We start from the raw sequence: 14169 nt of genomic DNA, 5'->3' as shown, positions 1-14169 counted from the left end.
TTTGTACTTCGTTGCTACATAAAGATTTTTAATTTCTGGTTGTGGAGCTTGGAAAAACGCAAATTAGATATGCTACACTGCGCCATTATTTTTGTTTGAGACTCGTGTAAATGGCTTTAGAAGATATTCGAATTGTATTAGTGAACACCTCACACTCTGGCAATATTGGCTCTGTTGCGAGAGCGATGAAGACGATGGGGTTATCTAAGCTTTACTTAGTTGACCCTGCATGTGAAGTGGACAGCCATGCAAGTGCATTGGCGGCTGGCGCAACAGACGTGTTGGGTGCAGCGACTAAAGTCGATACACTTCAAGAGGCGATTGCTGATTGCGCTTTAACTATTGGCACGAGTGCGCGCTCACGCACTTTGTCGTGGCCAATGGTAGACCCGCGTGAGTGTGCACAAAAATTGGTTGCTGAATCGGTGAATGGCCCAGTTGCATTGGTATTTGGTCGAGAAAACAGTGGCTTGTCGAACGAAGAGCTGCAGTTGTGCAACTATCACGTATGTATTCCGGCTAATCCTGAGTATAGCTCGCTTAATCTTGCGATGGCAGTGCAAACGTTGGCCTACGAAACGCGTATGACATACTTAGACACGCAACAAAAGCAGCCAGAAGAAGTGGATGAAACGATTTACCCATCATCAAAGCAGATGGAGTTATTCTACGAGCATCTTGAAAATACCCTGAATGACACTGGCTTTATCATCAAACAGCATCCGGGCATGGTAATGACCAAGCTAAAGCGTTTGTTCAACCGTGCTAGACCGGAAGATCAAGAACTTAATATTCTACGTGGGATCCTAAGTTCGATAGATAAATCTACTAACAAGTAAACCAAACAAGATAACAGTATTGGCCAACTCGGCGCGCCAATACTGTTATATTTCTACTGTCTAAATATCAACCATTCCTTTTGTGAAATCTTGCATAAATCTTCATCACTAATACTTGACTAAAATACTCAGGTAATTACAATATCCATAATACCTGATTAAATTACTCGGGTATTTTGGGTAGGCATACGAGGGTTGCAGATTTAAAGCCGTTATTATGCTTGGTTAATACTTGACTATCTTAGTCAAGTAATTAAAATTTGCAGCTTGGTAAATTAGCGGGGGTTATGCATGAAACTGACATCAAAAGGCAGATACGCCGTGACAGCAATGTTAGATGTTGCGTTACACGCAAGTATTGGCCCTGTTCCACTAGCCGATATCTCTGAACGACAAGAGATTTCGCTATCTTACCTTGAACAATTATTTGCCCGTCTACGTAAACATGGCTTAGTTAGCTCTGTACGTGGTCCAGGCGGCGGCTACTTATTAGGCCGTGATGCACACACAATTTCCGTTGGTGATGTGATCAATGCTGTTGACGAGTCCGTTGACGCAACACGTTGTCACGGCGAAGGCGGCGGCTGCCAAAGCGGTATGCGCTGTCTAACTCATTCATTGTGGTCTGATTTAAGTGTGCGAATTGAAGAATTTTTAAACAGTATTTCCCTAGCCGAGTTAGTCGCCGACGCGGATGTTCAATCCGTAGCAACGCGGCAAGATAAGCACGTTAAACGTGTTATCGAGCAATTAGACAATATTCAAGTGAGCTGTCAACTCTAGGTTGACGTCAAGCGGAGAGATAAATGAAATTACCGATATATCTAGATTATGCAGCAACCGCTCCGGTTGATCAGCGTGTTGCAGACGAGATGATGCAGTGCCTGACAATGGATGGTAACTTTGGTAATCCAGCTTCTCGTTCACACCGTTTCGGTTGGCAAGCAGAAGAACTGGTTGATCAGGCGCGTAATGATATCGCTGATTTAATCAACGCTGATCCGCGTGAAATCGTTTTCACATCTGGTGCAACTGAGTCAAACAACCTTGCAATCAAAGGTGCTGCACAGTTCTATAAAAAGAAAGGTAAGCACATCATCACCGTTCGTACTGAACATAAAGCAGTACTAGACACCTGTCGTGAGCTTGAGCGTCAAGGCTTTGAAGTGACGTATATGGATGTTGAAGACAACGGCTTACTTGACTTGAAAAAGCTTGAAGCAACGATGCGCGAAGACACTGTTTTAGTGAGCGTAATGCACGTTAATAACGAGCTAGGTGTTATTCAAGATATCGCGACTATCGGTGAGATGTGTCGTGAGCGCAAGATCATGTTCCATGTTGATGCGGCGCAAAGTGCTGGCAAGGTACTAATCGACCTACAAACATTGAAAGTAGACTTTATGTCATTTTCGGGCCACAAAGTTTATGGCCCTAAAGGTATCGGTGCGTTGTACGTACGCCGTAAGCCACGTGCGCGTTTAGAAGCACAAATGCACGGTGGTGGTCATGAGCGCGGTATGCGTTCTGGTACTCTTGCTACTCATCAAATCGTGGGTATGGGCACAGCATTTAGAATTGCTAAGCAAGACTTTGAAAAAGACCATGCACACATCAGTGCGCTTCGTCAGCGTCTATTGGACGGCCTAATGGATATGGACGAAGTTTATTTTAATGGTGCTATCGACCAATCAGTACCTGGCATTGTAAACATCAGCTTCAACTTTGTTGAAGGTGAAAGTCTACTAATGGCAGTTAAAGACATTGCGGTTTCTTCAGGTTCTGCATGTACATCGGCGAGCTTAGAGCCATCTTATGTACTGCGTGCTCTAGGTCGTAATGACGAATTAGCACACAGCTCAATCCGTTTTAGTATTGGTCGTTTTACGACAGAAGAAGAGATCGATTACACCGTCAATCTTCTTAAGAATTCTATTGGTCGCTTACGTGAGATGTCACCGCTTTGGGAAATGCACCAAGATGGCATCGACTTAGATAGCGTTGAATGGGCACACCATTAAGCAAGTTTTAGCCGCTGGCTGGATACTATCCAGCCGCAAGCAGGTAGTGAGGAAATAGTTATGGCTTACAGTGATAAAGTTATCGACCACGTTGAGAATCCACGTAACGTAGGTTCTTTAGACAAGAACGATCCAAGCGTAGCAACGGGCATGGTGGGGGCACCTGCATGTGGCGACGTAATGAAACTACAAATTAAAGTGTCAAAAGAAGGCATCATCGAAGATGCGAAATTCAAGACATATGGTTGTGGTAGCGCGATTGCATCATCATCCCTTGTGACTGAGTGGGTGAAAGGTAAATCGTTAGAAGAAGCTTCCACTATCAAAAACACTGATATCAGCGCTGAGCTTGAGTTGCCACCAGTGAAAATCCACTGCTCAATTTTGGCAGAAGATGCGATTCAAGCTGCGATTGCAGATTATAAGAGTAAACAAGCGAAGTAAGAGACTATTATGGCAGTGACGTTAACAGATGCAGCCGCTAATCGCGTATTAGCCTTTTTGAGTAACCGTGGAAAAGGCATAGGGCTGCGCGTTGGTATTAAAACCACGGGCTGTTCAGGTCTTGCTTATGTTCTCGAATTTGTCGACGATTTAGATGAAGGCGACGAAGTATTTGAAGACAAAGATGTCAAAATCATCGTTGATGCAAAAAGTTTAGTTTATATCGACGGCACAGAGCTTGATTACACAAAAGAAGGTCTGAATGAAGGGTTTAAATTCAATAACCCAAATCAGAAAGACGAATGTGGCTGTGGCGAAAGCTTCACCGTATAGTTTGCAACAGTGAATAGCTTAAAGCCCTGCCTTGGTGGGGCTTTGCTGTATTAGGTGCGTATGCGTTATTTTGAATTATTTGATTTACCTGTTGATTATCACGTTGATTTAAACAAACTAAATCAAGGTTATTTAGAGCTACAGCGTGCAGTTCACCCAGATAGATTTGCTGGTAAAAGTGAGCGTGAGAAGTTGCTCGCGGTACAGAAAACCGCAGAGATCAATGACGCGCTAGCGGTACTTAAACACCCAGTTAAACGCGCCGAGTATATGCTAAGCGAAAAGGGTGTAGACATACGTGCAGAGCAACAAACGTTGCAAGATCCGATGTTTTTAATGCAACAGATGGAGCTGCGCGAAGCATTAGAAGAATTACCTGATGCGGCGGATCCTGACGGCGCGATTGCAGAGCTCGAAACACAGATTAAAGCGTTAGATACAGAGTTTAGCGCCTCCCTTGCCGAGCAGCTTCAAAGCGATGACGTGAGCACATTAGAAGCCGCAGCAGACAATATTCGTAAGCTAAAGTTTGTCTACAAGTTACGCGACGAATTAGCACGTATCGAAGATGAATTATTCGATTGATGATGTATAACATCAACAAACGTTAAAGTGAAAAGAGCATTATGGCATTATTGCAAATTGCTGAGCCGGGGCAGAGCGCGGCACCTCATGAGCATAAATTAGCGATTGGTATTGACTTAGGTACCACGAACTCTCTTGTGGCAACAGTACAAAGTGGCGAAACGAAGACTCTTAGCGATTTTATGGGTAAACCTATGCTGCCGTCGGTAGTAAGGTACACCGACTCAGAGGTTATTGTTGGTGAACAAGCCCAAGCTGCTTCTGCTGAAGACCCGACTAATACGCTTATTTCTGTAAAACGTTTTTTAGGTAAAACGCAATCTGAAATAGAACAAAGCTATGGTCAGTTGCCTTATAATTTTGTCGATAATAACGGTTCGCTTGCTATTGAAACCGTAGCTGGCGCTGTAAGCCCAGTGCAAGCCTCCGCTGAAATTTTAAAAACATTACACCAACGTGCTATTGATAGCTTTGCTGGTGAGGATGTAATGGGCGCGGTGATCACTGTACCTGCATATTTTGATGATGCACAAAGGCAAAGTACAAAAGACGCAGCCGAGCTTGCTGGTCTAAAAGTATTAAGACTTCTCAATGAGCCGACTGCAGCTGCGGTAGCTTACGGCCTAGACTCCGGTCAAGAAGGCGTGATCGCGGTTTATGACCTTGGTGGTGGTACGTTTGATATTTCTATCTTACGCTTAAACCAAGGAGTGTTTGAGGTATTATCAACCGGTGGTGATTCTAGCCTTGGTGGTGATGACTTTGATTCACTGTTGGTCGATTTCTTCAAACAGCAAACGCAGCTATTTGATTTAAACCCAAAAGAGCTACGCTTGTTTATCAATAAGGCAAGAGCCTGTAAAGAAGCGCTTTCAAGCTATGAAACGGTAAACGTAGAGCTACCAGTTCGCGAGCAAAAGTTGGTTGTTACGATCACGCGTCAAGCATTTGCTGAAATGGCAATGCCTTTAGTTAAAAAGACTTTACGCTCTTGTCGCCGCGCGTTAAAAGACGCCGGTGTCACAGCAGAAGAAGTCTTGCAGGTTGTGATGGTCGGTGGTTCGACTCGTATGCCAGTGGTGCGTGAAGAAGTCGGGAGTTTCTTTGCCAAAGAGCCGCTAACATCAATCGATCCAGACCGTGTGGTGGCATTAGGTGCTGCTATCCAAGCTGATATTTTAGTGGGTAACAAGCCTGACTCTGATATGTTACTGCTTGATGTATTGCCATTGTCTTTAGGCCTAGAAACTATGGGTGGATTGGTTGAAAAAATCATTCCGCGCAATACCACTATTCCTGTTGCACGTGCACAAGAGTTTACCACTTTTAAAGATGGTCAAACCGCTATGTCATTGCATGTATTGCAAGGTGAGCGTGAACTCGTTGATGATTGTCGTAGCTTAGCTAAATTTAGTCTAAAAGGCATTCCACCAATGGCGGCAGGCGCTGCGCATATTCGAGTCACTTTTAGAGTTGACGCTGATGGTCTATTGAGTGTTTCGGCTGAAGAAAAGTCGACAGGCGTGCAGGCTGAGATCCAGGTAAAACCGTCGTTTGGTTTGAGCGATGACCAAGTAGCGCAAATGCTAAAAGATTCGATGAGCAATGCCAAAGAAGACATGAGCGCTCGTATGCTTAAAGAGCAGCAGGTTGAAGCGCTGCGTGTGTTAGAAGCGTTAGAGGCATCGCTTGCAACGGATGGTCATCTGTTGGCAGAAGATGAGCTCAATACACTGCGTGGTGCAATGACTGAACTTGCACAAATTCGCGAAAGTGCAGACAATCCAGAGCAGATTAAAAAGGCGATCGAAGAAGTCGATCAGGCGAGTAGTGATTTTGCTTCACGCCGTATGGATGAATCAATTAAAAAGGCACTGCAAGGGCAGTCGGTAGACGAGGTGTAATATGCCACAAATTATCTTTTTACCCCATGAAGAGTTATGTCCGGAAGGTGCTGCAATCGACGCGAAAACGGGTGAAACTGTACTCGATGTGGCGTTGAAAAACGGAATTAGTATTCCACATGCCTGTGAAAAGTCATGTGCATGTACTACGTGCCATATCGTTGTTCGTGAAGGTTTTGACTCGCTGGAAGAAAGCGATGAGTTAGAAGATGACATGCTAGATAAAGCATGGGGTCTTGAAGCTGAGTCGCGTTTAGGTTGCCAAGCGATAATTAGTGATGAAGACTTAGTGGTTGAAATTCCAAAGTACAATCTCAATATCGTTAATGAAGACCATTAAGTGCTGCTAACAACCTAGGTTGTTACTGACAAATTTAATAAAGCCGTAGTCTGATACTACGGCTTTTTGCTTTTCTAGGAGGAACGCTATGTCACTCATCAGTAACCCCGAATTTTCACTTATCAATGGCCAAGCACATCATAGTAAAACGCATGTCGATGTGGTTAATCCTGCAACTGGAGAGCACCTTGCTCAGGTTTCGGAGGCGGATAATCAGGCTGCCGATAAAGCGCTGCAAGCAGCGGCTGAAACCTTCGAAAAACTCGCTAGCACGACAGCACATGCCCGTAGTCAAGTACTTAGAAAATGGTACGAATTGGTAATAGAGCATCGCCAGGCCTTGGCTGAAATCGTCACTAAGGAACAAGGCAAACCGCTTAAGGAGGCACTTGCCGAGGCGGATTATGCTGCAGGATTTATTGAATGGTATAGCGAAGAAGCCAAGCGCGCCTATGGTCAGGTTATTCCCAGTCATTCTCAATCACATGAGCTAACTACAATCAAGCAAGGGGTTGGTGTTGTACTTGGGATCACACCGTGGAATTTTCCACTGGCGATGATCACCAGAAAAGTAGCACCAGCTTATGCTGCAGGCTGTAGTTTTATTTTAAAGCCCTCTGAGAAAACTCCTCTTGCGGCCATCGCCCTTGCAAAGCTGGCTATTCAGGCTGGAATGGAAGTTGGCGCTTTTCAGGTGTTAGTGACTAACGACTCTAAAGGGTTAGTAGCACACCTTACTGAGTCACCACAAGTGCGAAAACTCACGTTTACGGGATCAACACAAGTGGGGAGTGCGTTGTTAAAGCAATGTGCCGACACAGTGAAAAGAACGTCAATGGAGCTTGGTGGTAATGCACCATTTATTGTTTTCGACAGCGCTGATGTTGAGCAAGCGGTAAGTGGTTTGATGGCAGCGAAGTTCAGAAATGCAGGACAAACTTGTGTGGCCGCAAATCGTGTGTTTGTCGCGAAAGGTATCTCGGCAGAACTACTCAATACACTCACTCAGCAGGTTAGCACGCTCACCTTGGGAAATGGTCTAGAGCAGGGTATTGATATTGGTCCACTCATTTCACTTGAAGCCAAACAAAAAGCACAGCAGCTGTTAGAAGATGCGTTAGCTAAAGGTGCGAGCATCGCTTATCAAGGTGATAAACAAAGCGGCCAATTTATGGCACCGGTAGTTATCACGGGTGTAAATAGCACCATGCGGATCTTCCATGAAGAAATTTTTGCACCGATTGTCAGCATTATTGATTTTGAGAGTGAAGATGAAGTGGTAAGAATGGCAAACTCTGTGCCAGAAGGGCTTGCTGCTTATTTTTATTCGAATGATGGCAATCAAATAAGGCGAGTAAGTCATGCGCTTGAGTATGGCATGGTTGGGATTAATGAAGGGATCATATCCAATCCAGTAGCGCCTTTTGGTGGTGTGAAGTTTTCAGGTCTTGGTCGAGAAGGAGCACAGGAAGGATTGCTTGAATACCAAGAAATAAAGTACTTATGTCAAAAGTTTAGCTAGTTCACACTAATAGCGAGGACGTCTTTCCTCGCAATTGCTTTTATTCTGCGCAAAAGCTCAGTACACTTACCCGCTTATTTGAGTTTTGATATTTTTTCAATGATAGGAATCGAACAACCCCCTAAGCTGATCATTTTGGCAGGTGGATTAGGAAGCCGCTTTGGTGGTAATAAGCAGGTTGCTGAGCTGCCAAGTATCGATAAAAGCATTATGGAATTGAGCATAATTGACGCGCATCATGCTGGTGTGCAAGATGTTATTTTGATCATCAATGACAAAGTGCGAAGCCTAATCGAAAATGTGATATTGCCACGATTGCCGAAGGCGCTGAACATTACTTTAGTGCAGCAGCGGCTTAGCGATATTCCGAATGAATTTATCGACTGTTTGGCAGGGCGAGAAAAACCATGGGGCACAGGACATGCGCTGCTGTGTGCAAAACCATACGTTGATAAGCCTGCGATAGTTATTACGGCGGATGATTATTACGGGCCAGATGCATTTGAGCAGCTTGTTGAACATTTTCAGCATCATAGCAATATGGCGATGGTCGCATACCCAATTATAAATACCTTATCAGATCAGGGTGGAGTAAACCGTGGCGTTTGTCAGGTACAAGCGCAACAACTACACTCGGTTGAAGAGGCATTAGATATTCGCTTTGAAAACGGCGAGTTGTCAGGTGATATTGCAGGTAAGCGGTGTAAGATAGCACACTCTGCGCTGGCTTCGATGACCTGCTGGGGTGTGACACCGTCACTTTTTGATTCATTAGAAGCCGGGTTTAATGCATTTTTAAGGAATTATGACAACGGTGTCAAAAAAGAGTATTATTTGCCAGATTGTATCCAACACAGTATCAATAAGGGCCGACAAACCGTGTCGGTCTACCAAGCTAAATCACATTGGTACGGTATAACTTATAAGAGCGAACTAGACATTGTCGCGAGAAAGATTTATGAAGCACGTCAGGGAAGATAATCATCTCCACACAACTACATCCGACTTAACTCCTTTTGAGGTGAATATGGAGTATCAAGCCGTTGCGCAACAACTTGCTGATGAATACGGTCTCATTAGTGAAGAAGCTAAAATGAAGCCGATCGGTAGTGGTCATATCAACACGACTATGCTGTTGCAGGACAACCACAAAACCATGGTGGTACAAAAGCTAAATACCACGGTATTTCCAAACCCTTTGCATCTTGTTGAAAATGCGCGAGCGATTGAACAGCACTTAACAGCAAAAGCCTTAAATGGTGAATATAGTCTCGCTATCATAAAGCATCTAGCGACGAGTTCAGGCCAATATTTAGTCGATATTAATGATGAAGTTTGGCGTGCGCTTGCATTTATTGGCCGCAGTTATAGCGAAGACGTAGTGGCAAACGAACAGCAAGCATTAACCGCTGCAAACGCTTTTGGGCAGTTTGCACATGCGCTAAATGATTTTGATGCGGCGCAGTTACATCATGTCATTCCAAATTTTCATAACTTGGCGATGCGTATTGATGCATTTAACCAAGTGCTAGCGAAAGATGAGCATGGTCGCGCGGACAAGTGCAGTGATGTTATCGCTGCTTTTCAGCAGCAATTTGCGCTTGCAGAAGAGCTGCAGCAGGCACAAAAACAAGTGCCACTTAGAGCTTGCCACAACGATACCAAAATCAACAACATGCTGTTTTCAACACAGAGTGATGCAGCGCGAGCCGTTATTGACTTAGATACTTGTATGCCAGGTAACTGGTTATTTGATTTTGGCGATATGGTGCGTACCTTCTGTTCGCCAGAAGCTGAAGACTCAACGAACTTGAGTAATGTGCAGGTAAGAGAAAATATCTTTGCTGCGCTGGCGCAAGGGTATATTGAACCGTTACAAGACAGTGTGACTGAAGCAGAAAAAGACAGTTTTATTCTTGGCGCCAAAGTGATGCCATTCATGATAGGTCTGAGATTTTTAACAGATCACTTAGATGGAGATAATTATTTTGCAACCCACAGAGCCAATCATAATCTCGACCGTGCGAAGAACCAGTTTGCGTTGTATTCCAGTGTGCTAGAAAAAGAGGATTGTCTGAATAATATTATCAGGGCAATTTAACGGTTTAATATATTTTAAGAAAAAGCGCTTCAAGCGCTTTTTTTGCGGCTTTATCGCAATGTTTTGAACCTAAGATTGGGATAGGTTAGCTTGATAGCGAGCAGTATTAGTGCTGTTGAGAAGTATCGTTTAGGAGTAAGAATGAAAAATATAAACCGCCGCGACTTTTTAAAAGCCGCAGGAGCGGCAGCGGCTGCGAGTGTAGTAGCTGGGTGCGCAAGCTCGAATCAAAATAATAGCATTGTACCTAAGCAACAAGGCCGCTCTGTCATTGGGCTCGTAGCACCAAAAATGGACGTGGTTCGGGTAGGTTTTATTGGGGTTGGCCAACGAGGCTATGGTCATGTAAAGCGCATGAGTCACATCGATGGTGCACGTATTGTCGCGATTTGTGATACCCATGATGAAGTGCTTGAAAAATCGGCTGACTATCTTGTGCGCGAGCGAGGCTTGCCGAAACCTGCGCTGTATCGTGGTGGTGACTTAGCTTATCAAGAAATGCTTAACCGGGATGATATTGACATCGTTATCATTTCAACACCCTGGAAATGGCACGCGCCGATGGCAATTGATACCATGAATAGCGGTAAGCACGCGTTTGTTGAAGTGCCTTTAGCGTTGACCGTTGAAGAAATGTGGCAGATAGTCGACACCGCAGAGCGCACGCAAAAGAACTGTATGATGATGGAAAATGTCAATTACGGTCGCGATGAGTTGATGGTACTGAATATGGTTCGTCAAGGTGTATTCGGTGAGTTATTGCATGGTGAAGCTGCATATATTCATGAGCTACGTTGGCAGATGAAGGAAATTGAGCACAAGACCGGCTCATGGCGTACACACTGGCATACTAAGCGAGATGGTAACCTATATCCAACTCATGGTTTAGGTCCAGTATCTCAGTACATGAATATTAACCGCGGTGATCGTTTTGATTACTTAACTTCTATGAGTTCTCCCGCCCTAGGTCGTGCAGCCTATGCAAAACGCGAATTTCCGGCAGATCATGAACGCAATCAACTACATTATATTGCGGGTGATATGAATACCACGATGATAAAGACCATCAAAGGACGCAGTATCATGGTACAACATGATACGACCACGCCTAGGCCTTATTCTCGTCACAATCTAATTCAAGGAACTAATGGGGTCTTTGCTGGTTTCCCTAATCGTATCGCGTTAGAGCAAGGTGGTACTAAGAGCTTCCATGAATGGGATTACGAAATGGATTCATGGTATAAACAATACGACCATCCGCTTTGGACTAAAATGGGTGAAGAAGCACAGCGCAACGGCGGTCATGGTGGTATGGACTTTTTAATGTTCTGGCGGATGATCTATTGCCTGCGCAATGGTGAGGCGCTAGATCAAGACGTATACGACGGTGCCGCTTGGTCGGTAATTTCTCCATTATCGGCTCAATCAGTCGCTAATCGCAGTGAATCATTGAGTATTCCAGACTTTACCCGTGGAGCGTGGAAAACCGCTAAACCATTGGGTATAGTAACAGTATAAAAATACACACTTTATCATCGTCGAATTAAGCGCTACAGGCGCTTTTTTTATACTCGATTAATACGGCTTTTGGAGTGGCTATGATGCGCTATCGGTTCTTATTATTCTTTATATTAATACTGAGTGGTTGTAGTAACTCGGTTAATATCAGTAAGAAAAATACATTCATCAGCCATGCCGATGCTTACTTTAATACCTATGCTCAGCGGCAGAACTTTACCCAGTTTATCGAGTTCTATGCAGAAGATTCCGTGCTGGAAGATATGGTTTTTGGCCATAAGGCACAAGGTAAAGATCAAATTACGGCTTTTTTTAATTGGTCTGCTGGGAATTTTGCTGTGCTGGATGAGCAACCCGTCTTAGTGGTAGAAGATAAGATAGTCGATACCACGGCTAGAACTGTGGTTGCTAGAGGCGTTTTTAATCGCTTTAATTATGCGTCACGCGAGTTAGGGCCTTGGCGATTTCTGATAGTGCTAAAGTTTGACGAAAAAGGTAAAATTATCTATCAGCAAGATTGGATTAACTATACCCCAAAATCGGATTTTACCGGTGGGGAAAATCTAAACCAGCAATATTAATAATCGGCTGCCATTTGTAAGGAGCGCCCATGCAAGTTTCTGTTGAAATAAGCAAGTACCCACTGCACCAAGACTATATCCCTTTTATTAAAGGTTTTATTGATAGGCTGAATGAGCATGAAGGGATCAAGGTGATCACAAACACGATGTCAACTCAGGTCTTTGGTGAATTTGATTTAGTGACTTCAGTATTGAATCAAGAAATGAAACACTCATTTGAAGCTTACGGAAAATGTATTTTTGTTTGTAAGTTTATCTCAGGCGATTTATCTCCAGCTGATAGTGCCTGCGATTAATGGACTGGTTTACTGAAACCTTTGCAGGGTTCACAGCGATGTCGAGTTGGGAGTATATCGCTGTGGTGCTGGCTGTAGCTTATTTACTGCTGGCAATTCGAGAGAATATTTGGTGTTGGCCAGTGGCCTTTATTAATACCTTCATCTATACCGTGCTGTACTGGAACGGAGCACTAGTGATGGAATCACTGCTGCACTTTTACTATATGGTCATGGCCGTTGTTGGCTGGTGGATGTGGCGTCAGGGTGACAAAAACAAGCCCAGTGATATTGTTTCTTGGTCGTTATCAAAACATCTTTCAATCATTGTTATTACTTCAGTGGTTTCCGTTGTGCTCGGGTATTTCACCAAGCATTATATGGCAGCAGATCTCGCCTATTTAGATAGCTTTACCACGTGCTTTGCGGTGGTGACGACCTATTTAGTGGCTAAGAAAATTCTTGAAAACTGGTTATATTGGGTCGTGATTGATGCAGCCTCCATCTACCTTTATTACCTTAAAGGTTTCTATCCTACGCTGGTACTATTTATTTTCTACACCTTGATGGCGTGTTGGGGCTACAAGCGTTGGTACGAAGAATATGAAGCTAAGCAAGGAAAGACGCTTGCAGCACTCTGAGCTTGAAAAATTAAAAGTAAAGGTGGATACCGTATTCAAGGTTTCAGCTGAGCGATTAGAAAAGCTAACTAAGGGTGTGAGTAACAATAATTACCTGATGGTGAGTAAGGGCGAAAGCTACCTATTAAAATGCTATAGCCATGGTATTCCTACTGAGGCATTAAAGGCACAGAATGAGTTAGCACAGCAAGGCATTACTTCTAAAGTACTGCAGTACGACCTACGCACTCGTATGGCACTATTCACCTTTATGCCAGAAGTGTGTGCTGAGCCAAAGTTAAATACTGCGTTGTTAGCACAAGTTATTCAGGTGCATAGCTTAGAGCTTGAAGTATACGAGGTGCTGGACCTAGTCGGTTATGTTCAGGCTATTGATGAGAAATTGCGTCACTTAGTTGATATCGAATGGCTTATCGAAAGCTTAGCTTCTTTACCCGTGGATCAGGCGTTTTGCCATAATGACTTAGTCATGAGCAATATTATTCAAAGCCCAGAGGGGGTTCGGTTAATCGACTTTGAGTATGCTTGTCATAGTGACATATTTTTTGATTTAGCAGCGCTGGTGTGTAGTTTTAGCTGTGGTGTTGAAGCAGCACTTACGATAGTTGAGTCTTACTTTTCTCTAAAGCGGCAAGCAATGCCTTCATACGCTGAAGCTAAACTGACGGTATTTTGCCAAATTTATTTGATTGTTAGTATTCAATGGTACGAGCAGCGCGGCGTAATGATAGAAGCCGAAAAGCTTAGGCAGTTACTGAAGCAGTGGATATTGTAGCTACAAGCTGAGCCAGTAGTATGTGATATTCCTTGATCACATTACTGGCCATCACTATTGGGTAGTTTAAATCCCACCCAGTCGCTGTGCTAGCTCTTTGTATTTTTCAACATCGGCTTTGTCAAAGATAGGTTCGCCATTGGCATCTGTGTCTTTGGCGACTAGCAAGTTTTCTCGTGCGAGGCGTCTTACGCGCTCAACCTTTACGTCAAGAAACTCTGCAACTTGCTCTGTTGTCATCGGTGTCATATTTGGGATCCTCAATGATGTATCGCGATATTTCTGAACGG

General features: G+C 43.9%; 17 protein-coding genes. 16 read left to right on the top strand and 1 reads right to left on the bottom strand.

Features of this window, described 5'->3' with window-relative positions:
* Positions 1–110: 110 nt before the first annotated feature.
* The 16 genes from trmJ to L1271_RS11665 all read left to right on the top strand — a co-directional run bounded on the left by trmJ (position 111) and on the right by L1271_RS11665 (position 13879).
* Positions 111–839, top strand: a complete 729-nt coding sequence (trmJ, locus tag L1271_RS11740; protein WP_010607218.1) for a tRNA (cytosine(32)/uridine(32)-2'-O)-methyltransferase TrmJ — start codon at positions 111–113, stop codon at positions 837–839.
* 291 nt (positions 840–1130) lie between these two features.
* A complete protein-coding gene (gene iscR / locus L1271_RS11735) occupies positions 1131–1622 on the top strand; it encodes a Fe-S cluster assembly transcriptional regulator IscR (protein ID WP_010378960.1) in 492 nt (163 codons plus the stop codon).
* 23 nt (positions 1623–1645) lie between these two features.
* On the top strand, positions 1646–2860 hold the full coding sequence (locus tag L1271_RS11730; protein ID WP_010378962.1) for an IscS subfamily cysteine desulfurase: 1215 nt from the start codon (positions 1646–1648) through the stop codon (positions 2858–2860).
* 60 nt (positions 2861–2920) lie between these two features.
* Entirely contained in the window at positions 2921–3304 is a 384-nt protein-coding gene (iscU, locus tag L1271_RS11725; RefSeq protein ID WP_010607219.1) for a Fe-S cluster assembly scaffold IscU, read from the top strand.
* A 9-nt stretch (positions 3305–3313) separates the two neighbouring features.
* Positions 3314–3637, top strand: coding sequence for an iron-sulfur cluster assembly protein IscA (gene iscA / locus L1271_RS11720; protein ID WP_010378967.1), 324 nt, complete (start codon positions 3314–3316; stop codon positions 3635–3637).
* A 60-nt stretch (positions 3638–3697) separates the two neighbouring features.
* Positions 3698–4222 carry a co-chaperone HscB gene (hscB, locus tag L1271_RS11715; RefSeq protein ID WP_235367935.1) on the top strand — a complete coding sequence of 175 codons (525 nt, stop codon included), beginning with the start codon at positions 3698–3700 and terminating at the stop codon, positions 4220–4222.
* Positions 4223–4263: 41 nt separating this feature from the next.
* Positions 4264–6126, top strand: a complete 1863-nt coding sequence (gene hscA, locus L1271_RS11710; RefSeq protein WP_235367934.1) for a Fe-S protein assembly chaperone HscA — start codon at positions 4264–4266, stop codon at positions 6124–6126.
* Between the two features lies 1 nt (position 6127).
* Complete coding sequence (gene fdx, locus L1271_RS11705; protein WP_102057534.1) at positions 6128–6466, top strand: ISC system 2Fe-2S type ferredoxin; 339 nt, start codon at positions 6128–6130, stop codon at positions 6464–6466.
* Positions 6467–6554: 88 nt separating this feature from the next.
* On the top strand, positions 6555–7988 hold the full coding sequence (locus L1271_RS11700; protein WP_235367933.1) for an NAD-dependent succinate-semialdehyde dehydrogenase: 1434 nt from the start codon (positions 6555–6557) through the stop codon (positions 7986–7988).
* Positions 7989–8087: 99 nt separating this feature from the next.
* Positions 8088–8969 (top strand): nucleotidyltransferase family protein, encoded by an 882-nt coding sequence (locus L1271_RS11695; protein ID WP_199539665.1) that lies wholly within the window; start codon positions 8088–8090, stop codon positions 8967–8969.
* A gap of 46 nt (positions 8970–9015) precedes the next feature.
* On the top strand, positions 9016–10089 hold the full coding sequence (locus L1271_RS11690; protein ID WP_010607225.1) for a phosphotransferase enzyme family protein: 1074 nt from the start codon (positions 9016–9018) through the stop codon (positions 10087–10089).
* A gap of 141 nt (positions 10090–10230) precedes the next feature.
* Complete coding sequence (locus L1271_RS11685) at positions 10231–11607, top strand: Gfo/Idh/MocA family protein (RefSeq protein WP_235367932.1); 1377 nt, start codon at positions 10231–10233, stop codon at positions 11605–11607.
* Positions 11608–11687: 80 nt separating this feature from the next.
* A complete protein-coding gene (locus tag L1271_RS11680) occupies positions 11688–12188 on the top strand; it encodes a nuclear transport factor 2 family protein (RefSeq protein WP_235367931.1) in 501 nt (166 codons plus the stop codon).
* 29 nt (positions 12189–12217) lie between these two features.
* Positions 12218–12484, top strand: a complete 267-nt coding sequence (locus L1271_RS11675; RefSeq protein WP_017218496.1) for a YkoF family thiamine/hydroxymethylpyrimidine-binding protein — start codon at positions 12218–12220, stop codon at positions 12482–12484.
* Positions 12484–13104, top strand: a complete 621-nt coding sequence (gene pnuC, locus L1271_RS11670) for a nicotinamide riboside transporter PnuC (protein ID WP_039493061.1) — start codon at positions 12484–12486, stop codon at positions 13102–13104. Before L1271_RS11675 ends, pnuC begins: the two co-directional genes overlap by 1 nt.
* Complete coding sequence (locus tag L1271_RS11665; protein ID WP_235367930.1) at positions 13067–13879, top strand: phosphotransferase; 813 nt, start codon at positions 13067–13069, stop codon at positions 13877–13879. The genes pnuC and L1271_RS11665 overlap by 38 nt, the downstream gene beginning before the upstream one ends.
* Positions 13880–13945: 66 nt before the next feature.
* On the opposite strand, the gene L1271_RS11660 is transcribed toward L1271_RS11665, so the two are convergent.
* The gene (locus tag L1271_RS11660; protein WP_010607231.1) at positions 13946–14128 is read right to left on the bottom strand and encodes a helix-turn-helix domain-containing protein; all 183 of its coding nucleotides are present in this window, start codon (positions 14126–14128) and stop codon (positions 13946–13948) included.
* Between the last annotated feature and the right edge of the window lie 41 nt (positions 14129–14169).

Origin of the sequence: Pseudoalteromonas sp. OF5H-5 (assembly GCF_021530695.1) — a bacterium.
Taxonomy (GTDB): Bacteria; Pseudomonadota; Gammaproteobacteria; order Enterobacterales; family Alteromonadaceae; genus Pseudoalteromonas.
This window is presented reverse-complemented; position numbering and strand designations above follow the sequence as displayed.

Excerpts from the sequence above, each read along its gene's own strand:
- trmJ (WP_010607218.1), top strand. The coding sequence starts at position 111 with ATGGCTTTAGAAGATATTCGAATTGTATTAGTGAACACCTCACACTCT.
- iscR (WP_010378960.1), top strand. The coding sequence starts at position 1,131 with ATGAAACTGACATCAAAAGGCAGATACGCCGTGACAGCAATGTTAGAT.
- L1271_RS11730 (WP_010378962.1), top strand. The coding sequence starts at position 1,646 with ATGAAATTACCGATATATCTAGATTATGCAGCAACCGCTCCGGTTGAT.
- iscU (WP_010607219.1), top strand. The coding sequence starts at position 2,921 with ATGGCTTACAGTGATAAAGTTATCGACCACGTTGAGAATCCACGTAAC.
- iscA (WP_010378967.1), top strand. The coding sequence starts at position 3,314 with ATGGCAGTGACGTTAACAGATGCAGCCGCTAATCGCGTATTAGCCTTT.
- hscB (WP_235367935.1), top strand. The coding sequence starts at position 3,698 with ATGCGTTATTTTGAATTATTTGATTTACCTGTTGATTATCACGTTGAT.
- hscA (WP_235367934.1), top strand. The coding sequence starts at position 4,264 with ATGGCATTATTGCAAATTGCTGAGCCGGGGCAGAGCGCGGCACCTCAT.
- fdx (WP_102057534.1), top strand. The coding sequence starts at position 6,128 with ATGCCACAAATTATCTTTTTACCCCATGAAGAGTTATGTCCGGAAGGT.
- L1271_RS11700 (WP_235367933.1), top strand. The coding sequence starts at position 6,555 with ATGTCACTCATCAGTAACCCCGAATTTTCACTTATCAATGGCCAAGCA.
- L1271_RS11695 (WP_199539665.1), top strand. The coding sequence starts at position 8,088 with ATGATAGGAATCGAACAACCCCCTAAGCTGATCATTTTGGCAGGTGGA.
- L1271_RS11690 (WP_010607225.1), top strand. The coding sequence starts at position 9,016 with ATGGAGTATCAAGCCGTTGCGCAACAACTTGCTGATGAATACGGTCTC.
- L1271_RS11685 (WP_235367932.1), top strand. The coding sequence starts at position 10,231 with ATGAAAAATATAAACCGCCGCGACTTTTTAAAAGCCGCAGGAGCGGCA.
- L1271_RS11680 (WP_235367931.1), top strand. The coding sequence starts at position 11,688 with ATGATGCGCTATCGGTTCTTATTATTCTTTATATTAATACTGAGTGGT.
- L1271_RS11675 (WP_017218496.1), top strand. The coding sequence starts at position 12,218 with ATGCAAGTTTCTGTTGAAATAAGCAAGTACCCACTGCACCAAGACTAT.
- pnuC (WP_039493061.1), top strand. The coding sequence starts at position 12,484 with ATGGACTGGTTTACTGAAACCTTTGCAGGGTTCACAGCGATGTCGAGT.
- L1271_RS11665 (WP_235367930.1), top strand. The coding sequence starts at position 13,067 with ATGAAGCTAAGCAAGGAAAGACGCTTGCAGCACTCTGAGCTTGAAAAA.
- L1271_RS11660 (WP_010607231.1), bottom strand. The coding sequence starts at position 14,128 with ATGACACCGATGACAACAGAGCAAGTTGCAGAGTTTCTTGACGTAAAG.